General features: G+C 73.1%; 15 protein-coding genes and 1 pseudogene. 4 read left to right on the forward strand and 12 right to left on the reverse strand.

What is annotated here, in order from left to right; translation table 11 throughout:
• Window positions 1-186: 186 nt before the first annotated feature.
• From ACFZDC_RS27915 to ACFZDC_RS27940, 6 genes are read right to left on the reverse strand one after another with little or no spacing between them, the layout of a single operon-like run.
• Entirely contained in the window at window positions 187-1,491 is a 1,305-nt protein-coding gene (locus ACFZDC_RS27915; RefSeq protein WP_391328191.1) for an ATP-grasp domain-containing protein, read from the reverse strand.
• Entirely contained in the window at window positions 1,488-2,513 is a 1,026-nt protein-coding gene (locus ACFZDC_RS27920) for an alpha/beta hydrolase fold domain-containing protein (protein ID WP_391328192.1), read from the reverse strand. The genes ACFZDC_RS27915 and ACFZDC_RS27920 overlap by 4 nt, the downstream gene beginning before the upstream one ends.
• A 40-nt stretch (window positions 2,514-2,553) precedes the next feature.
• Window positions 2,554-2,970 (reverse strand): Rid family hydrolase, encoded by a 417-nt coding sequence (locus tag ACFZDC_RS27925; RefSeq protein ID WP_391328194.1) that lies wholly within the window; start codon window positions 2,968-2,970, stop codon window positions 2,554-2,556.
• Window positions 2,967-4,235, reverse strand: a complete 1,269-nt coding sequence (locus ACFZDC_RS27930; protein ID WP_391328196.1) for an acetyl-CoA carboxylase biotin carboxylase subunit family protein — start codon at window positions 4,233-4,235, stop codon at window positions 2,967-2,969. Before ACFZDC_RS27930 ends, ACFZDC_RS27925 begins: the two co-directional genes overlap by 4 nt.
• 20 nt (window positions 4,236-4,255) lie before the next feature.
• Window positions 4,256-5,476 carry a cytochrome P450 gene (locus ACFZDC_RS27935; RefSeq protein ID WP_391328198.1) on the reverse strand — a complete coding sequence of 407 codons (1,221 nt, stop codon included), beginning with the start codon at window positions 5,474-5,476 and terminating at the stop codon, window positions 4,256-4,258.
• Window positions 5,473-8,808 (reverse strand): amino acid adenylation domain-containing protein, encoded by a 3,336-nt coding sequence (locus ACFZDC_RS27940; RefSeq protein WP_391328200.1) that lies wholly within the window; start codon window positions 8,806-8,808, stop codon window positions 5,473-5,475. The genes ACFZDC_RS27935 and ACFZDC_RS27940 overlap by 4 nt, the downstream gene beginning before the upstream one ends.
• 136 nt (window positions 8,809-8,944) lie before the next feature.
• Here ACFZDC_RS27940 and ACFZDC_RS27945 point away from each other — a divergent pair, with 136 nt between their 5' ends.
• Entirely contained in the window at window positions 8,945-11,965 is a 3,021-nt protein-coding gene (locus tag ACFZDC_RS27945; RefSeq protein WP_391328202.1) for a beta-ketoacyl synthase N-terminal-like domain-containing protein, read from the forward strand.
• Between the two features lie 72 nt (window positions 11,966-12,037).
• Window positions 12,038-12,934, forward strand: a complete 897-nt coding sequence (locus ACFZDC_RS27950) for a TauD/TfdA family dioxygenase (RefSeq protein WP_391328204.1) — start codon at window positions 12,038-12,040, stop codon at window positions 12,932-12,934.
• A gap of 75 nt (window positions 12,935-13,009) precedes the next feature.
• Here ACFZDC_RS27950 and ACFZDC_RS27955 read toward each other — a convergent pair whose 3' ends face one another.
• The 4 genes and pseudogenes from ACFZDC_RS27955 to ACFZDC_RS27970 form a co-directional block, all read right to left on the reverse strand.
• Window positions 13,010-13,555, reverse strand: a complete 546-nt coding sequence (locus ACFZDC_RS27955) for an aminotransferase class III-fold pyridoxal phosphate-dependent enzyme (protein ID WP_391328206.1) — start codon at window positions 13,553-13,555, stop codon at window positions 13,010-13,012.
• A gap of 115 nt (window positions 13,556-13,670) precedes the next feature.
• A pseudogene (locus ACFZDC_RS27960) lies at window positions 13,671-14,345 on the reverse strand (aminotransferase class III-fold pyridoxal phosphate-dependent enzyme); the annotation flags it as partial.
• An 87-nt stretch (window positions 14,346-14,432) separates the two neighbouring features.
• Window positions 14,433-15,170, reverse strand: coding sequence for an SDR family NAD(P)-dependent oxidoreductase (locus ACFZDC_RS27965; RefSeq protein WP_391328208.1), 738 nt, complete (start codon window positions 15,168-15,170; stop codon window positions 14,433-14,435).
• Entirely contained in the window at window positions 15,167-15,910 is a 744-nt protein-coding gene (locus tag ACFZDC_RS27970; protein WP_391328210.1) for a methyltransferase domain-containing protein, read from the reverse strand. Before ACFZDC_RS27970 ends, ACFZDC_RS27965 begins: the two co-directional genes overlap by 4 nt.
• A gap of 195 nt (window positions 15,911-16,105) precedes the next feature.
• Here ACFZDC_RS27970 and ACFZDC_RS27975 point away from each other — a divergent pair, with 195 nt between their 5' ends.
• Window positions 16,106-17,014 (forward strand): phosphotransferase, encoded by a 909-nt coding sequence (locus ACFZDC_RS27975; RefSeq protein ID WP_391328212.1) that lies wholly within the window; start codon window positions 16,106-16,108, stop codon window positions 17,012-17,014.
• Window positions 17,015-17,207: 193 nt separating this feature from the next.
• On the opposite strand, the gene ACFZDC_RS27980 is transcribed toward ACFZDC_RS27975, so the two are convergent.
• A complete protein-coding gene (locus ACFZDC_RS27980) occupies window positions 17,208-18,188 on the reverse strand; it encodes an NAD-dependent epimerase/dehydratase family protein (RefSeq protein WP_391328215.1) in 981 nt (326 codons plus the stop codon).
• Window positions 18,189-18,323: 135 nt separating this feature from the next.
• Between ACFZDC_RS27980 and ACFZDC_RS27985 the strand changes: the two genes are divergently transcribed.
• Window positions 18,324-19,589 carry an MFS transporter gene (locus ACFZDC_RS27985; RefSeq protein ID WP_391328217.1) on the forward strand — a complete coding sequence of 422 codons (1,266 nt, stop codon included), beginning with the start codon at window positions 18,324-18,326 and terminating at the stop codon, window positions 19,587-19,589.
• A gap of 78 nt (window positions 19,590-19,667) precedes the next feature.
• Here ACFZDC_RS27985 and ACFZDC_RS27990 read toward each other — a convergent pair whose 3' ends face one another.
• On the reverse strand, window positions 19,668-20,525 hold the full coding sequence (locus tag ACFZDC_RS27990) for a glycosyltransferase (protein ID WP_391328218.1): 858 nt from the start codon (window positions 20,523-20,525) through the stop codon (window positions 19,668-19,670).
• Window positions 20,526-20,533 lie beyond the last annotated feature (8 nt).

Below are 20,533 nucleotides of genomic sequence, written 5' to 3' on the forward strand. Positions count from 1 at the left end.
GGCAGGGCAGGAACGAGGCGCAGGACACCGGACACCGCCGACCACTCGAACAGCGGCAAGCCGAAGGCCCGGGGCGCAGCAACACCGCGTCCCGGGCCTTCCGTTGCCCGGGCTCCTGGGCGCCGGCGTCCGGCACGCCGTGACGGCCCGCCGGGTGGTCCGGCGGGCCGTCAGGGTGAAACGGGGTCAGCGGGGCGGTGCGGCGGCGGTCGGGGCCGCGCTCCGCATGCGTCCGCGGGAAGGCGGCGGGCCGGTACGGAAGCGGACCGACGCGGCCAGGTGCGTCGCGAGGGCACGGGCCCGCGTCGGGGTCCGTTCGCCGACCACGATGAATCCCGCGCGGTCCCCGGACTGCCGTACCGGGGCAAGGACGTCACCGGGTGCCGCGGTCAACTCCGCGCGCAGCACCGAGGGATGGTCCCGTACCGCGTCCCAGCCGTCGACACCGGCGAGCGGCCCCGGCGGCGCCACGAGGAAGCGGACCGCCGCCGCCCGGGTCGCGACGGGGTGCCGCGCCTGCCCGGGGCGCCCGAGCAGGTCGTCGTAGAGCAGGCCGAACAGTTCGAGGCCCGGCAGGGCGTGCCCGAGCAGCCGGTGCAGCCAGTCGCCCCCGGGCCGCACATGCACCTCGCCCAGGACGATGCCGTCCCCGGTCAGCCACAGTTCGACGTGGAACACCCCGAACCGCAGCTCGAGCGCACCGAGCGCGTCGGTGACCTGACGGTCGATCTCCGCACGGGTGTCCTCGGGCAGTTCGGCCGGCAGCACATGACCGATCTCCACGAAGTGCGGCGGCGGCAGCACCTCCTTCGCCGTCACGGCCAGGACCCTGGGTCCCGTGGAGAGGATGACGCCCTCCACGCTGTACTCGGCTCCCTCGACGAACTCCTCCACCAGGAACAGGTTCCGGTCCGGCAACTCGTCGAGGGCCGACGGCAGTTCCGAGGGGCCCCGCACCTTGCGGACGCCGATGCTCGCCATGCCGTCCCGGGGCTTGACCACCCAGGGCCCGCGGGACTCGGTGAGAAACGCCTGCGCCCCCTCGACCGACGTGCACAGCCGCACCGCCGGCTGACGGAAACCGGCGGCGGCCAGCGCGGCCCGGCACGCGTCCTTGTTCCGCGTCCGCCGCACCGCCTCCACGGAATTGCCCGGCGTGCCGAGGGCGGCGGCACACCGGGCCACCGACTCCTGCACCTCGTCGCGCAGCCCGAGCACCAGGTCGAACCGCTCGCCCTCCGCCAGGCGTTCACGCACCCACCGCTCGCACCGCTCCGGATCGTCCGGTTCGACGGCGGACACCGCGTCGGCCAGTGCGCCCACCTCGGCCGTCGCCGCGAGTGCGGCCTCCCTGTGGATCAGATGGACCCGGATGCCCCGGACCTGTGCCTCCTCGATCGCGTGCGTGACGATGTCGATGCTGGAGGGCAGCGGGTTCGCCCCGCCGACGAGCAGCAGCGACGGCTGGGAAGAGGGCGCTGGGCGGTTCACGACGTCTCCCGCCCCTGCGCCGCGAGCACGCGCCGCAGCCACGACACGCGGGTGCGGTGAGCGGCCCGGGAGACCTCCGCCCGAGGCACCCACTCGTCGAAGCTGTGGAAGGCGCCGGACCACACGTGCAGCTCGGCCTGACCACCCGTCTGCCAGATCCGGGACGCGTACGCGATGCCCTCGTCCCGCAGCGCCTCCACCGAGCCGACCTCGATGAAGGCGGGCGGCAGGCCGGCCAGGTCCGCCGCCCGCGCCGGCGCCGCGTAGCACGAGACGTCCCGCGTGCCGCGCCGGCCGCCCAGCAGGGATGTCCAGCCCGCACGGTTGGAGGCACCGTCCCACAGCCCCACGCGCTCCATCTGCTGGTGGGAGAACGTCGCGCACCGGTCGTCCAGCATGGGGAACTGCAGCACCTGCCCCAGCAGGCGCGGCCCCCGGCGGTCCCGGGAGAGCAGGGCGAGCCCGGCCGCGAGGGCACCGCCTGCGCTGTTGCCGCTCACGACGATCCGCGCCGGGTCGATACCGAGGTCGGGGGCGTGCGCCGCGAGCCAGACGAGGCCGGCGTAGCAGTCCTCCACCGGCGCGGGGTCCGGATGCTCGGGGGCGAGTCGGTAGTCGACCGCGACCACGGCCAGGCCCAGCTCCTGGGCCCGGTCGAGCTCACCGGCCAGCTCGGCGCTGCGATGGCTGCCTGCGACCATGCCACCGCCGTGCGTGTGGTAGATCACCGGGTACGGCCCGGCCGGGGCCGTCGGACGGCAGACGAGCAGCGGCACGTCCGGGGCTCCGGGCGGCCCCGGGACGGTGCGTTCCTCGATCTCGAACCGCCCGTCACGGCGGATCTCGGCGTCGGTCAGTCGGCCCGCCGCCGACCTGCGGCGCCGGTCCGGTACGAGCTCGGCGGTCAGCGGCATCGGCAGGTCGTCGAGGGCCGCGCGCAGCGGCGCCGCCAGCTGCCGGTCGAACGGCGGCGGACCGCCGTGTCCTTCGAGCGGGCGTGGCTGTGCTGAGGTGATGGACATGCTGCTCCTGGAGTGCTCGGGGGCAATGCCCCGGACGGGGTCAGGCCGTGGCCTCTTCGCCGGCCAGTGCGAACGCGTCGACCTCGAGCAGCAGGTCGGGGCGGTAGAGCGCCACCACCTGGACCACCGTGCTCGCCGGGGGCCGACGTGGGTCGATGAACTCGTCGCGCACGGCCAGAACGGCCGGCACATGGGCGATGTCGGTCACGTAGTAGGTGAGCTTGATGACGTCGTCGAAGGTGAGCCCCGCGGCGGCCAGACAGCCGCGCATGTTCTCGAAGATCTGCCGGGCCTGCGCGGCCGGGTCCCCCTCGCCGACGAGGTCGCCCTTCTCGTCGAACGGCATCTGGCCGGCCACGGCGGCCAGCCGGCCCGGCCCGGTCACCACATGGGTGTAGCCGTCGCTCGGGGCGACGCCCGCCGGAGCCGAGATGTGGGTGAGGGTGCGTCGTGTCATGCGGATGCTCCTTGTGTCATGGGCTGTTTCTCCCGCTCGGGCGTCACCACGGTGTTCGCCGCGAACCAGCGCGCGAGGTCCCGCAGCCGCTGCCCCGTCTGCCACGGGTCCGGGCCCTCGACCACGGCCGTGCCGGCGAACGTGCAGGAGGCCTCCCTGCCGCTGCCGAGCGTGTCGCCGGGGCGGGCCGTGAGCACGACGTGGCGTACGCCGTCCCGTTCGCTCACCTCCCGCTCGCCGGGGAAGGACCGCAGGGTGCCCGCATCCGTCGCCAGGAACACGTCGCCGTACCACTGCTCGGCGGGCGCCGGTGCCACCGTCGGTGCCAGGCCGAGCACAGCCCTCGCCCACTCCTCGTGCAGGTCCACGCCGTGCTGGAGGCGGATCATCTCGTCGAAGGAGCCACCGGGGATGCGACCCCCGCACTCGCCGAAGACGAGACGGTCGCCCTGCTCGAAGACCTCCATGTGGAAGACGCCGTCATGGTGCCCGAGCGCCTTCATGGCCTGCTCGGCCACCGCCCGCGCGCGGTCGTAGAGACCGGCCCGGTGCCGCGGATGCTCCATGACCGACGCCACGATGCCGCCGTCCCTGATGGCCAGCACGTTCTGCACGTACCGCCCCACCGAGGTGAACAGCACCTGCCCACCGCGTACGACACCGTCGACGTGCAGTTCCGGGCCGTCCACCCACTCCTCGGCGAGCCATGGCCCCAAGGCGCCCGCTTCTTCGAGATGACGGGCCAGGGCGGCGCGTTCGTCCTCGCCGCGCCAGGCGTGCACACCCCGGGTGGCGGAGTTCGCCAGCGGTTTCAGCACCCCGCGCGCGTGGGGGAAGTGGCGCAGTTCGGGGGCGTGCACGATCAGGCGGAAGTCCGCGACGGGGATGCCCGCGGCACGGATCCGGCGCTTTTGCAGGTCCTTGTCCCGCAGGGCCAGCGCGTCCTGCGGTGTCGTACCGCTGCGTGCGCCGCCCACGATCGCGCCGTTGACCAGGGTGAACTCGAACTGGCTGCAGACGACGTCGAAGTCCTCGGCGGACATGCCGCACCGTTCGAGCCCGGCCAGGGTCTCCTCCGTGCTCGAAGGGTCCCGTACGGGCACGGTGTGGGCGTCGTCGAGCAGCAGGGCCCGTTCGCGGGTGTCGTCGCTCGTGGCGAGCACACAGGTCACCTCGGCGCCGAGGCGTTCGAGGGCCTTGACGGCGTCGGGCCGCCAGCCGATCAGTAGCACGGTGCGCTGCTGCGCCAAGTCACCGTCGTACATGGGTCTCCTGCTTCCTGAACTCATCGCGGTTCGTGGGCGGCGGGGGTGCGGCCCCTCGCCGTCAGGCGTACGGGCAGGGTGGCGGGGCCGTTGACGGCGTTCGACCGCACGCGGGTCGTGGGGCCCGCCTGCTCGATCACGCCGGCCGAGTCGAGCAGCTCCGTGAACAGGGCGCGCATCTCGGCGCGGGCCAGCGTGCTGCCGATGCAGAAGTGCTCCCCGGAGGCCAGGGCGATGTGCCGGTTGGGCCGGCGGGCGATGTCGAAGCGGTAGGGGTCGTCGAAGACGTTCTCGTCGCGGTTGGCCGACGGCAGCCACAGCACGACCCGGTCACCGGTCTCGATGCGCTGCCCGCGGAGGGTGCACGGCCGGGTGGCGGTGCGCATGCTGTGCGTCGCGCTGGAGGTCCAGCGCACGATCTCCTCCACGGCGCCGGGCAGCAGATCGCGGTCCGCCGCCAGCCGCTGCCACTGGTCGGGGTGTTGGAGGAAGGCGAGCATGCCGCCGATCAGGGCGAGACGTCCGTTCTCCGTGGCGCCGATCAGGTTCTCGCAGTTGAGCAGGATCTCGTGCTCGGACAGCAGTTCGCCGTGCACGGTTCCGTTGACCAGGGCGCTCACCAGGTCGTCGGCCGGTTCGGCCATACGCGCGTACACCAGCTCCATGAAGTACTCCATGAGCAGCGGGTGCGCGGCCAGCGACGTGTGCGCGGCGAACGCCTCCTCGGTCCACTGGTACAGCGCGTCGTGGTCCTTCTCGGGGATGCCGATGACGCCGGAGATGACGGAGAGGGACAGGCGTCCGGCGAGGTCGACGAAGTCGCACGTGCCTTGTTCCAGGGCGCGCTCGACGGCGGTGCGCGCCGCGGCGCGGATGGACTCCTCCAGCCCGCGCACGGCCCGGGTGCTGAACCAGTCGGCCATGAGGGAACGCAGTTCCTTGTGGCGCGGCGGGTCGCAGAGCGCGAGCGTCAGGCCGCCACCGGGGTCGTCACCGAGCCGGGCGGGACGCAGCAGGACCCCGCGAGCGGAGCTGAACGTGACCGGGTCGCGGTAGACCGCGCGGATGTCCTCGTACGTGGTCAGCGACCAGAAGGCGGGCAGCTCGCCCGCTTCGTGCCGGTGGACCGGTGAGAACTCCCGCATCCAGCGCCACAGCGCGTGCGGGTCGCCGCTGACATGCAGTTCGGGGTCGGCGATGCGGTCGAGGAGGTGCGTGGGTGAGGCGATGGTGGCCGTCATGACGGAGACCTCCGGGAGGTGGGCCGGGCCGTGGCCGGGCGCGTCCGGCGGGGAGACGGGCCCGTCGTCGACAGGGCGGGGGGCACGGGACGGCCGGGCTGTCCGGCGCGCCGGTCCGGGGCGTCCGGCGGGACCGCGCCCCCTCGCCCGGGCCGGCCCAGCCGGTGCAGCAGGTCCGAGAAGCGCTCGGCGATTTCACGGGCGGCGGCGGGCGGCACGGCGTCGGGCCGGTACGCGGTCTCCACGCGAAGTCCCCCGCTGCCGTCCGGCCAGCACTCGGTGTGGAGTTCGAGCGGCAGGTCCAGGTAGGGCTGACGCAGGAACGTGCTGTGCAGTCCGGGGAGTTCGAGCTCCGGGACGGGGTTGTCCTGGAGCGCGAAGAGTGCCTGGTAGAGAGGCGGGCGGCCGGTGCGGGGCGGGTCCACGAGGGTGAGGACGTCCCCGAAGGGCACGTCCTGCGCGGCGAAGGCGCGCGCGACGATCCGGCCGGTCGCCCGCAGGGCCGCCGCGCCGCCGCCCAGGGCGGTGCCCCGCAGCCGCAGGCACAGCATGGTGATGTGGCATCCGACGACATCCTCGAGCGCTGCCCCGTCGCGCTGCGCCACGGGGACGCCGACAGCGAAGTCCCGCTGCCCGGTCACCTCCGCGACGGTCCGCGCCCACAGGGCGAGCAACGCGACGAACCGGGTCACCCCGCACTCGGCGGCCAGGGAGTCGACCGTGGCGAGGACGGACGCGGCCACGTGCGCCGTCACCCGGCCGGGCGTGGACCCGCGGCCGAGGGATACGGGTTCGGCCGGGTCCGGCGGCCAGCGCAACTCCGGTACGCCGGTGAGCTCGTCGACGAGGTAGCTGCGGTGGGCGTCGGGTTCGGTCAGGGTCCGGCGCAGGGTGCGCTCCGCGTGCAGCCGGTGCAGGGAGGGCGGTGGGGCCGCCGGGGCGGCGGGGGTCCCCGCGCGGTCGGGGCCCCTGCCGTCCGGGCGGAGGCGGGGGCGGGGAAGCGCGGCGGCGTAGGCCGTGCCGAGGTCGCGGGCGAGCACCGACTCCGACCAGCCGTCGAAGGCGATGTGGTGCACCACGCAGCCGAACACGGTGGTGTCCGAGGCGGCCACCGGCACCAAGGCCGTACGCCACACCTCTCCCCCGGTCAGGTCGAGTGCGTCGGCCAGTTCCTCTCGCAGCGCCCGGACGGCGGCGTCGACGGACGGTTCCTCGGGCAGCACCTCGAGGTCGGGGGGCGGGATGTCCACGAGCACGGCCGACGGCCCGGGGTCCGCCACGTAGGCGGCGCGCAGCGCCTCGTGCCGCAGGTGCACGGCGGTGACGGCCGCGTGCAGGGCCGCTCGGTCCGGCTCGCCCCCGATGCGCCAGGTGAGCAGGCAGTGCGAGGTCCGGTCGGCGGGCTCCAGGAGGTGGCGGGTCAGATAGACGATCTGCAGGGGTGTCAGCGGTGTGGCACCGTCCGCGGCGGGTGTCTCGGGGGCCGGCGCTCCGGCCGTGTCCCGCAGCCAGTCGGCGAGCGCCGTGACCGTCGGGCGGAGGTAGAACTGCGAGACCGGCACGGGACGGCCGAGGCGGTCCGCGAGCCGCGCGCACACCCGGCCCGCCCCGAGCGAGGTTCCGCCGAGTTCGGCGAAGGGCACGTCGGGCGGCACGGCGGCACGGCCGAGGACGGCCGCGAAGGTCTCCGCCACCGCCTGGACGAGGGGGTCCGTGCCGAGGCCGCCGTCCCGCGCCGCGCCGTCGGGAGCCGGACCGGGCGTCAAGGTCCCGGGCACGTCCTCGGCGCGGGCCAGCAGGGCCCGTTCGTCGAGCTTTCCGCGGTCGGTCGTCGGGAAGCCGTCGACGCTGACCAGGAGGGTGGGCCGCTGGTAGGGGACGAGCGCCTTGTGCAGTGCGGGGAGGGCGCCGGTCAGCGGGTCGCCGGGCCGCTCGGGCGTGCAGAACGCCACCAGTTCCAGGCTCGTACCGGAAGCGTCCGGGCGGGCCAGGACCCGGCAGGTGCGTACGGCCGGCAACAGCTGTTCCACCTGCCTCTCGACCTCGGCGGGCTCGACGCGGTGCCCCCGGATCTTCACCTGCCCATCGGCCCGGCCCCGGTAGTGGAGCAGCCCGTCGGTGCCCCACTCCACCAGGTCGCCCGTGCGGTAGACCCGTGTGCCGTCGGTGGCCGGGCCGAGGGGGAGCCGGGCGAACTTCTCGGCCGTCAGGGCGGGCGCGCCGAGATAGCCGAGCGCCAGACCGTCACCGGCGACGTGCAGTTCGCCGGTCTCGCCCACCGCGCAGGGACGGGTGCCGTCCGGGGCCACGACGTACAGCTGGGTACCTGGGACGGGACGGCCGAGCGGGATGCCGCCCGGCAGCTCGCAGTCGGCCTCCGTGACTCGGTGGGTGGTGGCGAACACGGTGGACTCGACCGGCCCGTACCCGTTGAGCAGGGTGATGCCGGGGTGCCGGCGCAGGAAGCGGCGGACGTGGGAGACGGAGAGCCGCTCACCGCCGACGAGCACCTGACGCAGGCCGCGGAACGCGTCCGGGTCCTCGTCCACCACCATGTTGAACAGGCTGCTGGTGAGCCACACGGTGTTCATCCCGTGCCGATCCACGCCGGCCCGCAGCGCGGTGGGTGACAGGTAGGGCTCGTCGATGATCAGTGAGGTGCCGCCGTTCAGGAGCACCGACCACAGTTCCAGCGAGAACGCGTCCCAGGAGACGGCCGCGGCCAGGGCCATCACCGTGCCGGCGGTGAAGGACGCGAAACCGTCCGGCGGGAAGAGTCGTGCCGTCCCTCGGTGCGGGCTCACCACTCCCTTGGGGCGGCCGGTCGTGCCCGAGGTGAAGAAGACGCAGGCCGGGTCGGAGCCATGGACCGCTGCGGGCCGGAAACCGGGCGGTGCCCCGGTGGTACGGGATCCTCGCGGTGGCGACCAGACGGGCAGCGGCGGCAGGGGAGGCCGGGTCCCCGCGTCGGCCACCACGAGCGGCGGGTCGAGCTGGGCGCGGATGTCACCGAGGCGGTGCTCGGGCCAGGCCGGGTCCAACAGCGCGTACGCGGCCCCCGTCTTGAGGACGGCCAGCAGCGCGGCGACCAGGTCCGTGCCGCGGGGCAGCAGGACGGGGACCAGGTCGCCGGGCCCGGCTCCCGCAGTGGCGAGGCGTGCGGCCCAGGCGTCGGCGGTGCGATCCAACTCCCCGTAGGTGAGGGCGCGTTCGCCCTCGATGAGGGCCACCGCGTCCGGCCGGGCCCGGGCGAGGCGGGCGAACGTCTCGTGCAGGCCCTCGTCGGGTGCGGCACTCGGGCGGCCTGCGGCCCACTCGGCTTTCGGTTGCAAGCGGTCCCTCTCCCCTCGGCTGCTCCTACGGCGTACGGGCGCAGCCCAACTCATTGCCAGCAATTGACAACAGGTTGCCATGACGTTGCCATTACTGGCAACCTGCGGGTGTGCCCCAACGCCGAAGGTGGTTTCGATGACACGCGACCGATCCCTGGACATTGCCGTCACCGGCATCTCCGCGCGGTTCCCCGGCGCCCCGGACCTCGAGACGTGGTGGACGGCCCTGACCGAGGGCGGTGTCCTCACCACGCGCTACGAGAAGTCCGACCTGCTTGCCGCGGGGGTGCCCAAGGACCTGCTGGACGACCCCGACTACGTCCCCGTCTACGGCCATCTCCCCGAGGCCGACCGGTTCGACAACGCGCTGTTCTCGGTCAGCCCCCGCGAGGCCGAGATGATGGACCCGCAGCACCGGCTGATGCTGGAGGCCGCTTGGGCGGCGCTGGAGGACGCCGGGGTCGCCCCCCTCGCCGGCGGCTCCGGACAGGATGCGGACGTGTCGAGGACAGCGGTGTTCGCCTCGGCCAGCGGCAGCGGCTATCTGCGCGCCATGGTGGCGAGCGGGGAGCTGGATCCGCTGACCCTGGAGGACGCGATCCACGGCACCGAGCCGGACTTCATGGCGGGCCTCATCTCGTACAAGCTGGGCCTGACCGGGCCCGCCGTGGCCGTGCAGACCGCCTGCTCCTCCTCCCTGGTCGCGCTCCACATGGCCGTCCAGTCGCTGCTGAACGGCGACTGCGACCAGGCCCTCGTCGTCGCCGCCGGGATCGCCCACCCGCAGGCGGGACACCTCGCCGTACCCGGCGGCATCCACTCGGTGTCGGGCCGCTGCCGTCCGTTCGACGAACGGGCCGACGGCGTCGTCGCCGGCGCCGGGGTGGCCTGCGTGGTGCTGCGCCGCCTCGCCGACGCCCTGGAGGACGGCTGTGCCCCCTACGGCGTCGTGCTCGGCACGGCCGTGAACAACGACGGTGGGGCGAAGGCGGGTTTCTACGCCCCGTCGGTCGCGGGGCAGGAGGCCGTGATCCGCGCCGCCCTGACCACGGCGGACGTGGGCGGTGACACGATCGGCTACCTGGAGACGCACGGCACCGGCACCCGCGTGGGCGACCCCATCGAGTGGTCGGCGGCCTCGGCCGCGCTGAGCGGGGCGGGCGCACGTCCGGGCCAGGTCGCGGTGGGGGCCCTCAAGGCCAACGTCGGCCATCTCGACAACGCCGCCGGGCTGGCCGCCCTGATCAAGGCACTGCTGGTCGTGCGGAAGGGCGTGGTCCCGCCGGTGGCCGGGTTCACCCGCGTCAACCCGCTGCTCGAGACGGACGGTTCGCCGCTGTACGTCCCCACCGAGTGCGGAACGTGGACGGGACCGGAGCCGCGGCGCGCCGGAGTCAGCTCCTTCGGGATCGGCGGCACCAACGTCCATGTGGTCGTCGAGCAGCCACCCGCGCCCCCGGCCGCACGCGCACCCGAGGAACGTACGCGGTTGGTGCTGGTGTCCGCGGCCGACACCGAGGCCCTGAACCGCTCCGCCGCCCGGCTCGCCGCCCGGCTGGCCGGGGAGAGCGCGGACCTGGCGGACGTCGCGGCCACGCTCGCCACGGGACGGGCCGAGCTGTCCGAGCGGCTCGCCGTGACCGGGCGCACCTGCGCCGAAGTGGCGCAACGCCTCGCGCGCAACACAGCCGTGGTACGCGGCAGCCGCCCCGCGTCGGGGCCCGCGCCCGTGGTGTTCCTCTTCCCCGGGCAGGGCACCCAGTCCGTCGGCATGGCCGTGCCGGTCGCCGAGGCCCTGCCCTCCTTCCCGGCCGCGCTGGAACGGTGCCTTGAGGCCTTCGAACCGGCACGTGCGGAGCGGATGCGCCGCGCGCTGTTCGACTCGGACTTCCCCGCCGACGAACTGGCGGCCACCGAGCTGGCCCAGCCCGTCCTCTTCGCCTTCGAGTACGCGGCCGCCACCGCCCTGACGTCGCTCGGCGTCACCCCCGCGGCGCTGGCCGGACACAGCCTCGGCGAGATCACGGCCGCCTGTGTCGCCGGAGTCTTCGAACTCCCCGACGCCGCCCGCCTGGTGACCGCTCGCGGACGAGCCATGCAGCGGTGCCCGGAGGGTGCCATGCTGGCTCTCAACTGCGACGAGTCCCGCGCCCGCGAACTGATCGCCGTCTCCGGCCTCGACCTGGAGCCGGCCGCCGTGAACTCTCCCGACGGTTGTGTGGTGGCCGGCCCAAAGGAGGCCGTGGAGGAGTTCGCGGGGCGCCTCGCGGGCCGCGTCCCGGCTCGCCGGCTCGCCGCGAACCGCGCCTTCCACACCGCGCTCGTCGAGCCCGCGCTGCCGCTGCTGGCCGAGGAACTGGCCACTCTCACCGTCCGCGCTCCCGCCGTGCCCTTCGCCACGAACGTCACCGGACGGCTCGTGCTGCCGGGGGCGGACATCAGGCCGGAGCTCTTCGTCGAACAGGCCCGCCGCACCGTACGGTTCGGTGACGCCATGGCCTCGATCGCCGAGCACTTCCCCGGCGCCCTGGCCGTGGAGGTGGGACCCGGCCGTGTCCTGTCGGCACTGGCGGAGGCGGCGGGTGTCGCGTCCGTCCCGCTCTCCCCGTCCCGCACGGCCCGCCCCGCCGACGAGGTCCTCACCGCCCTCGGCACCCTGTGGGCCCAGGGCCAGCCCCTCCCCCGCCGCGCCCTGTCCCCCGGCCACCACCGCCGGGTCCACCTGCCCGGCTACCCGTTCGCCGGCCCGCGCTGGATCGCCCCGGAGGCCGCGCCGTCGACGGACGCGTCACGGTTCGCCAAGGGAACGGCCAGGGACAGGGAAACGGCAGCGGCAGCGGCGGGGACGCCCCGGGTGGCCGAACCCGCCTCGCCCGTACCCGGAACACCGGAGGGCGGCCCCGTTCCCGCACCGGACACCGGCGCCCTGCTGACCCGCCTGTGGGCGGAGTTGCTCGGCCACGGCGCCCTCGGTGCGGACTCCGACTTCTTCGACCTCGGCGGGGACTCGCTCCTGGCCACCCGCCTGGCCCGCACGGCGAGCCGGGAGCTGGGCGTCGCGGTCTCCGTCCGAGACCTGATGACCGCCCGTTCCCTTGGGCAACAGGCCGAGCTCCTGGACGAGCTCGCGAACCGGGGAGCGGTCGCGGCCCGGTGAGCGCCCTCGGCCCGCGGCCCCACGGGACGTGACCGGCAGCCCGACAGACAGCCCGACAGAGAGGCACACATCATGACCATGACCCCCTTGAAGCCGACCCGCCTGACCGTCACCCCGCTGGCCGGCCGCATCGGCGCCGAGATCAGCGGCGTGGACACGGCCGGTCCGCCCGAGGCGGCCACCGTCGAGCAGGTGCGCCAGGCCCTGCTCCGGTACAAGGTCGTCTTCCTCAGGGACCAGCGGCTGGACTACGCGAGCCAGGCCGCCTTCGCGCGGGCATTCGGCGAACTGACGCTCGGCCATCCCATCTACCGTGCCCCCGAGAACAGGCCCGAGGTCAGGGAGATCGACTCGCGGCAGGGTACCCGCGCCAACCACTGGCATACGGACCTCACCTTCGTCGACCGGCCTCCCGCGCTCGCCTTCCTCCACAACAAGACCGCCCCCGAGGTCGGTGGCGACACCATGTGGGCCAACACCGTGGCCGCGTACGAGGCGCTGCCCGAGCCGCTGCGGGCGCTGGCCGACCGGCTGCGGATCGTGCACAGCAACGACTCCGACTACACGGACGCCACGGTGGCGGCGCGGCGCGAGTACATCTCCACCCTGTTCGAGACCGAGCACCCGGCGGTGCACGTCCACCCCGAGACCGGGGAACGCGCCCTGCTGCTCGGCGGGTTCGCGCGCAGGGCGGTCGGTCTGACCCCGCAGGCCTCGCGCGACGTGCTGCGCGTACTGCAGGAGTACGTCACCCTGCCCGAGCACACCGTCCGCTGGCGCTGGCGCGCGGGCGACCTGGCGATCTGGGACAACCGGGCCACGCAGCACTACGCCGTCTTCGACTACGGCGACCGGGACCGGCGCGCGGAGCGGTGCACGGTGGCCGGCTCGGTCCCGGTCGGCGCGGACGGGCGCCCGAGCACGGTGCTCAGCGGCGACATGACGGCGTACGGCGAAGGCATCCGCTGACAGCTGCCGGAGACGGAAGGAGGGGAAGGCCGCCGGGCCTTCCCCTCCTTCCGTCTCCGGCTCCTGTGGACGGTGTCAGGCCGCCGTGTCCACCACCGCTTCGGTCAGGCCGTCGACCACGGCGGCCGCCCCCGCGTCGTCGATCACCAGGGGCGGCACCGCCATGACGGCCGCACCGACCTGACGCAGCAGGAGGCCCCGTTCCCGGGCCCGGGCCAGGATGCGGCTCGCCCGGTCCGGGGAATCGGTCTCGACGACCAGGATGAGGCCCAGTCCGCGCACGTCCCGCACCCCCGGCGTGCCGGTCAGCGGTGCCAGCCGGCCGACCAGGTCGGTGCCGAGTCGTTCGGCGCGTTCGGGCAGGCGCTGCTTCTCCAGGACGTCGAGGGTCGCGAGCGCCGCGGCACAGGCCACCGCGTGGCCGGAGGTGGTGTGCCCGTAGCGCAGCCCCCCGATGACCGGGTCCCGGTCGAAGGTGTCGTGGACGTGCCGGCGCACGGTGACCGCCGCGATCGGCACATAGCCGCCGCTGAGCCCCTTGCTGCTGACGAGGATGTCCGGGGTGACCTGCTCCCGAAGAGTGGCGAACATCGCTCCGCAACGGCCGTACGCTGTGAACACCTCGTCGAGAACCAGCAGCGTGCCGGAGGCGTCGCACAGCGCCCGCAGCTCCCGCAGGAAGCCCGGGCGGGAGCACGACCGCGCCCCCCACGTTGAGGAACGGTTCGACGACGACGGCGGCCGGCAGGTCGCCGGGTTCGTCCCCGATGGCCTCCTCGAACGCGGTGAGCAGGGCGGGCAGCGATTCCTCGCGGCGCAGCAGCCGCGGCTCGACGGGCAGTTCCACCCGGGTCACGGGCAGTGGGGAGTCGAGGAGGTGGCGGTTGCGCGGCAGCGTGCACAGGCTGCGGCTGAGGAGGGTGGCGCCGTGGTAGGAACGGGCGAAGGTGACCACCCGGGAACGGGGCCGGCCGAGGTGGGCCCAGTAGGACACGGCGATCATGACGGCGGCGTCGAAGCCCTCGGATCCGCTGTTGACGAAGAGGGTCTTGTCGAGGCCGGGAGGCAGATGACCGGCGAGGCGTTCGGCGAGCAGGCCGGCGGGCTCGTGTCCGGCCACCGAGAGGTCGAAGTGGTGCAGCCGGGACGCCTGGTCGACTACCGCCCGCAGCACGTCGGGATGCGCGTAGCCGCACGTGGAGTTCAGCGCCGAGGCGTCGACGTAGGCGCGACCGTCGATGTCCCACACATGGTGGCCCGAGCCGTGCGAGAGGGTCAGCGCAGAGCGGTCGGCGGCCAGCGGCGTCCAGGTGTGCCAGACGTGCCGCCGGTCGCGGTCCCGCACTGCTTCGGGGTCGGTCGTCGGCGCCGGAGACCAGCCGGACGCAGGGAATGTCCGGGATGCGTTCATGAGTGCTCTCTTCCGGGCGTGTCGGGTTCCTTGGCTTCGTCGGGCACTGCGGCCGCACGCGCTGAGCGGTCCGGCGAACCGGCGGGCCTACCAGACAAGTTGGCCGTGCTCGTCGAAGAAGCCACCGCTCGGGCCTTCGTCGGGGAGGGTGGCGAGGGTGACGACGGCCCGTGCGCCTTCCCGGACGGTGCGCGGTGCGCGAAAGCCGTTCATGCCGGTGGCCGTCCAGCCGGGCGACGCTGAGTTGATCTTGATGTGTGCCAGGTCCGGGTCCTGCCGGAACGCCCTGTCGTACTGGACCGTCAGCATGTTGAGCGCCGCCTTCGAAGCGGTGTACGCCAGGCGTACCGAGGCATCGCCCGCAAGGTCCGCACCCGAGCTGGTCAGACCGAACGACGCCGTGGTGCTGGAGACGTTGACGACACGGGGCGCGGACGAGCGGCGGAGCAGCGGCAGCATGGCGTGCATCACGGCGACCGCACCGACGACGTTGACGGCGAGGATGTCCCGCGTGACCTCGGCCGTGGTGTCGGCCGCGGTGGCGCCGACGAAGACGCCGGCGTTGTTGACCAGGACGTCGAGCCGCCCGTGGTCCCGCTCCAGCCGCTTCGCCAGCGCGGCGACGCTCCGCGTGTCGGTCACGTCGAGCGCCACGGGCAGGATCCGCGCGCCGTCCGGGTCCAGGGACCGGGCGGCCGCCTCGCCCCGTACGGCGTCGCGGCTGCCGAGGAGGACGACGGCACCCCGCTGCGCCAGCTGCCGGGCGGTCTCCAGACCGATGCCGCGGTTGGCCCCGGTGACCAGGGCGAGCGCGCCGGGCTTCATCGGGCGGGCCGGTACACCGACACGTGCCCGGTGCTGTCGGAGCCGAAGGGCCGGCCGGACCAGTCCGCGAGGCGCCGGTCGAGGCGCAGGCCCGCCCGAGCCGCCATCACGTCGAGTTCGGCCGGCCAGCAGTAGCGCTCGGCGTGCGGGCGCAGGTGTACACCGTCGGCATCGAAGGTGATCTTCTGGCTGCGGAAGCGCTGGGCGGCCAGGTCGAAGCGGTACACCTCGATGGTGGCGGAGTCCTCCGTGACGGAGAGGGCCCGGACGCACTGGCCGCGGTCGAAGAAGGACGGGTCGGGGACGTACGCCTCGATCACGAAGGCGCCGTCTTCGCCCAGTACGCGTGCGACGTTGCGGAAGCAGTCCTGCTGACGCTCGGCCTCCAGGAGGTTGAAGAGCGTGTTGTACACGAGGTAGACGAGGGTGAAGGGACCCTCCACGGGGACGTCGGCCATGTCGCCGACGGTCACCGGGACGCCGTCGCCGCCCGGCTTCCCGCGCAGTCGTGCGGCCATCCTCGGGGACCCCTCGACCCCTTCGACGCGGACGCCGCGGGCAGCCAGTGGCAGCGCCACCCGGCCGGTGCCGACGGCGAGTTCGAGGACGCGTCCGCCGGAGGCGAGACCGGCCAGGAAGTCGACCGCGGGTGTGGGGTCGAGGCTGGTCTGCTCGTCGTAGTCGTCGGCCCACACCTCGCCGAAGAGCGCCGGATCTCCGAACTTCCTTCTGGTGGCCATGAGAACCCTTTCACTCGGTGGGCTGCGGGCCGACCCGCCGGGGCGGGTGCGGTCCCACCCACACCGCATCCGTTCCCCAATATTGCCTCGATGGGCAATATCATGGCAACCTTCTACCCTCCCCGGACGGGCCGTTCTGACCGGAAGTTGTCAAGTCCGTTGCGGGACGCCGCCGTCTCGGGCAATCATCGCTGCATGGTCAACACACCCCCCGACGGCCGCGCGGGCATCGACGCCGCGCTGGTCCGACGACTGATCGCCGCTCAGTTCCCGCAGTGGGCCGGGTTACCCGTGGTCCCCGTGGAGGTCGACGGCTGGGACAACCGCACGTACCGCCTCGGTGACGACATGTCGGTCCGGCTGCCCACCGCGTCCGGCTACGTCCCCGCGGTCGACAAGGAGTGCGAGTGGCTGCCACGCCTGGCTCCGTCGCTGCCCCTCGCCGTTCCCACGGTTCTGGCCAAGGGGGCCCCGGGCGAGGGATACCCCTTTCCCTGGTCCGTGCGCGGCTGGCTGGACGGCCGGACCTCCTCCCCGGAACGCATCGCCGACATGGCGCAGTTCGCGGTCGCCGTCGCGGACTTCCTGCTGGCCCTGCAGCGCTGCGACACCACCGGCGGCCCTGCCGCCGGGGAGCACAGCTGGTACCGGGGAGCGTCGCCGGCCCACTACGACGAGGAGACCCGCCGCTGCCTCGCCGCCCTCGAAGGCCGGGTCGACACGGAACGGGCCGCCGAGGTCTGGGAGTCCGCCCTCGCCGCCGAATGGCGAGGTGTGCCCGTGTGGTTCCACGGGGACATCGCCGGCGGCAACCTGCTGGTCATGGACGGCAAACTGACGGCCGTCATCGACTTCGGCACCTCGGGGGTCGGTGACCCCGCCTGCGATCTGGTGATCGCATGGACGATGTTCTCCGGCGACAGCCGGGACGCGTTCCGGAACACGATCGGCCAGGACGACGGCATGTGGGCCCGGGCCCGCGGCTGGGCCCTGTGGAAGGCGATGCTGGTCCTGTCCGAGTGCATCGACACCGATGAGGAACATGCCACCACCCACCTGCGTGTGATCGAGGAGGTCCTCGCCGATCACGCACGCTTCGCCTAGTGGGTGCCCTCCGGATCAGGTCGGCGGGCAGGAACGGCACCTGTCCGGCCGGCCCGATCGCGCCGCAGGCATGCTCCGCAAGCCATCCTCCGGGCCTTGCCTGACGCCGGTCCGCCGAGGTGCTCGACGACGTGGCGCGATCGCGTCGTCGAGCACCTCGGCGGTGGCCCGGCCGCAGCTGCGCGGGCAGGGGCTATCCGGCGACGGTGAGGTCCGCGCCGCGCAGTTCCGCGCCGCGCAGTTCCTCCGATCGCGCCCGGAAGTGGTCGATCGTGTGGCGCAGCCCTTCCTCCAGGCCGATGGCGGGACGCCAGCCCAGGGTCCGGGCGGCCCGGTCGATCGCCGGGCGACGCCGCGGCGGGTCGTCCTGAGGCAGTTGCCGGTACTGGACCGGCGCGGAGACCTCGGTCATGCGCCGTACCATATCGGCCAGTTGCCCGACCGTGAACTCCGCAGGATTGCCCAGGTTGACCGGCCCCGGTTCGTCGGAGTCGAGCATGGCCGCCAGCCCGCGGACGAGGTCGTCGACGTAACAGAAGCTGCGGGTCTGCCGGCCGCTGCCGTAGACGGTGACAGGCTGCCCGCCCAGCGCCTGGGTGATGAAGTTGCTGACCACTCTTCCGTCGTCCTCCCTCATCCGCGGGCCGTAGGTGTTGAAGATCCTGACGATCCCCGTGTTCACACCGAGGCTTGTGCGGTAGGCCGTGGTCAGGGCCTCCGCGAACCGCTTGCTCTCGTCGTAGACGCTGCGCGGCCCGATCGGGTTCACATGCCCCCAGTAGTCCTCGGTCTGCGGGTGCACTTCGGGGCTGCCGTAGACCTCGCTGGTGGAGGCGAGGAGGAAGCGCGCGCCGTGCCGCCGGGCCAGCACCAGCGCGTTCTCGGCGCCTCGGCTGCCCGCGGCGAGCGTCTGCAGAGGGCGCCGGAGGTAGTCCGGTGGAGAGGCCGGACTGGCCAGATGGGCCACGGCGTCAACGGCACCCGTGACGTCCAGCGCCCGGGTGACGTCGCACTCGATGAATCGGAAGGCCGGGTTCTGCCTCGCCTCCTCCAGGTTCTCCAGCCGGCCCGTGGACAGGTCGTCGACGCAGACGACGCTGTCGCCCCGTCGCAGCAGCAGATCGCACAGGTGGGATCCGAGGAAGCCGGCCCCGCCGGTGATGACGACTCGCATGATCCTCCTCGCTTGTCAAATACTTGCCCCCAATGTTGCCTATACCTCAACCCGATTGGCAATATCGGGGGACACTGTTTTGCCCTACGGAGGCGCCGAGCGGCTCCGCAGCCCCCACCCACCGAGGAGCCACACGTGAGCGCTTCCCCTCACGAACGCAAGGCACGGCCTCTTGGCGAGTCCGTCCGCTCGCGCGCCCTGGCGGTGTGCACGGGGGCGGTGGGACTGGCCGAGGACGGCGCTCTCACCGGCCTGGTCGCCAACACGGGCCTGATCGGTGTCTCAGGCGCCATGATGAGCACCTCGGGCAGCCTGTTCCTGGCCGACGAGATCGGCGTCGGTCCGCTGATGATCGGTCTGTTCTTCCTCGGCAGAGGCATCCTCGGGGTCTTCTCGGGACTCGCCTTCGGTGCGCTGTCGGACCGGATCGGCAACAGGCGCCTGCTGCTCGCCGTCTGCACCCTGCTGTCCGCGGTCGGCACCTTCGCCTACGTCGTGGTGCGCGACTACTACCTGCTCTTCGCCGTGGGAGCGGTCTTCTTCGCCCTCGGCAGCGCCTGCTTCCCCCAACTGCTGGCCTACACGCGCGAGTTCGCCCGGACGCGGTCGCTGGACGCCACGTTCTTCAACTCCCTGCTGCGTGCCCTCACCTCGATGACCTGGGTCATCGGCCCCCCGCTCGGCTTCCTGCTGATCGGCACCCGGGGATTCGGGGTCATGTACCTCGTCGTCACGGCGATGTACCTGCTGGCCGGCGGCCTGTGTCTCGGGCTGCTGCCGAACGAGCCCAGGGCGGTCGAGGCACGCCCCAAGAACGGCAACCCGTTCTCCGGCACCGGACGGTCCTCGTGGATCCTGCTCATCGCCACCGTGCTGCTTCTGACGGTCAACAGCGTCTACCAGATCGACATCGCGCTGTTCGTGACCAAGCAGCTCGCGTACGACACGAGCTTCACCGGACTCCTCCTCGGGCTCGCCTCCGCGCTCGAGATCCCGGTGATGATGTACCTGGGCGCCCGTGCGGAACGCATCGGGAAGTGGCGGCTGGTGACGTACGCCGCCGTCCTCGGGACGCTGTTCTTCGCCGCGCTTCCGCTGGCCGAGTCCAAGGCCGCGCTTCTCGCGCTCCAGGCGCTCAACGCCTTCTTCATGGCGGTGGTGCTGAGCATTCCCGTGACCATCCTGCAGGAGGCCATGCCCGACCGGGTCGGGGCGGCCTCGTCGCTGTTCACCGGAGCGTTCCAGGTCGGGGTGATGCTGGGCGGCGCCACCGCGGGCGTGGTCACCGAATGGGCCGGCTATGCCCGTGTGTTCTGGGTGTGCGCGCTGCTCACGGCGCTCGCGGCGGTGCTGCTCGCCCTCGGCGGGAGGCCCGGGCCCCTCGGTGCGCAGGCGCCGTGAGCCGCGCGGCCGGCCGTCCGTGTACCCGGGCGCCCGGTGACCTGGCGACCGGGCGCCTCGGCGCCTCGGCGACCGGGGTTACTCGGTCACCGTGGTAGCCGCCGGCTGGGTGATCCTGTTCGACACGCCGCCGAGGTAGTAGCGCACGGTGGGCAGCTTCGTCGACACGATGGGGATGCCGTTGTCCTGCAGCGTCCGCAACAGCTTGTCGTCGGGAGCGGTGTTGGCCTCGTGCTCCGCCTCGGTGAACGTTTCCGGGATCGGCAGCCGCAGCAGCAGCTCCCGGCGCACCAGCCACACGCTCTGGTCCACCAGGGAGACGGGGTCCTGCGGCTGGATCACGCTGCTGGTGCGGAAGGCCCCTCCGGGCTGCCGCGGATCGGCGCGGTCCAGCAGGATGTTGGTGCCGGGGACGCGGACGCCCTTGTCGCACATGAGCTGGTGGATCCGCGCCGCCTCGGCCGGATCGTCGACGGTGTGCCAGGCCTTGTCGAGATAGGGGGAGCCGTCGGCGTGCCACAGCGTCCGGCCGGAGTGGGCGACCTCGACGCCGTGCTGCCGGGCGCACGCCAGCAGGCTGCTGAGGTGGTGGGGCTCGTACTCGTTGTCGTCGTCCAGAAACGCTGTCCAGTCCGCCGAGGAAAGCCGGACGCCCGTGTTGAACAGCCGCGAAAGGCGCGGGTAGATCCGGCGCTTGTCCCCGGGGGGCTCGTCGCGCTCGGCGGCCGGGCGCGGCACCTGTTGCACGGTCACCCGCAGTCCCGGCCGGGTCGGGGCCCCGAGGGCCGCCGGCACGCTCCCGGGGTCGTCGTCGATGACGACGACGTGCTCGATGAGACCGTCGAAGTCCTGCCTGTACACGGAGTCCATGGCGCGCCGGAGCAGGTGCGGACGCCCTCGCGTCACCGTCACGACCCCGATCGTGTCCTTGTGCATGCGGTTCT

Origin of the sequence: Streptomyces sp. NPDC007905, assembly GCF_042959345.1 — a bacterium.
Lineage (GTDB): Bacteria > Actinomycetota > Actinomycetes > Streptomycetales > Streptomycetaceae > Streptomyces.

Bases quoted from the DNA above. Each gene is read 5' to 3' on its own strand.
- ACFZDC_RS27925 (WP_391328194.1), bottom strand. From the start codon at position 2,970: ATGACACGACGCACCCTCACCCACATCTCGGCTCCGGCGGGCGTCGCC.
- ACFZDC_RS27990 (WP_391328218.1), bottom strand. From the start codon at position 20,525: ATGCACAAGGACACGATCGGGGTCGTGACGGTGACGCGAGGGCGTCCG.
- ACFZDC_RS27920 (WP_391328192.1), bottom strand. From the start codon at position 2,513: ATGTCCATCACCTCAGCACAGCCACGCCCGCTCGAAGGACACGGCGGT.
- ACFZDC_RS27980 (WP_391328215.1), bottom strand. From the start codon at position 18,188: ATGCGAGTCGTCATCACCGGCGGGGCCGGCTTCCTCGGATCCCACCTG.
- ACFZDC_RS27965 (WP_391328208.1), bottom strand. From the start codon at position 15,170: ATGAAGCCCGGCGCGCTCGCCCTGGTCACCGGGGCCAACCGCGGCATC.
- ACFZDC_RS27970 (WP_391328210.1), bottom strand. From the start codon at position 15,910: ATGGCCACCAGAAGGAAGTTCGGAGATCCGGCGCTCTTCGGCGAGGTG.
- ACFZDC_RS27945 (WP_391328202.1), top strand. From the start codon at position 8,945: ATGACACGCGACCGATCCCTGGACATTGCCGTCACCGGCATCTCCGCG.
- ACFZDC_RS27950 (WP_391328204.1), top strand. From the start codon at position 12,038: ATGACCATGACCCCCTTGAAGCCGACCCGCCTGACCGTCACCCCGCTG.
- ACFZDC_RS27935 (WP_391328198.1), bottom strand. From the start codon at position 5,476: ATGACGGCCACCATCGCCTCACCCACGCACCTCCTCGACCGCATCGCC.
- ACFZDC_RS27930 (WP_391328196.1), bottom strand. From the start codon at position 4,235: ATGTACGACGGTGACTTGGCGCAGCAGCGCACCGTGCTACTGATCGGC.
- ACFZDC_RS27975 (WP_391328212.1), top strand. From the start codon at position 16,106: ATGGTCAACACACCCCCCGACGGCCGCGCGGGCATCGACGCCGCGCTG.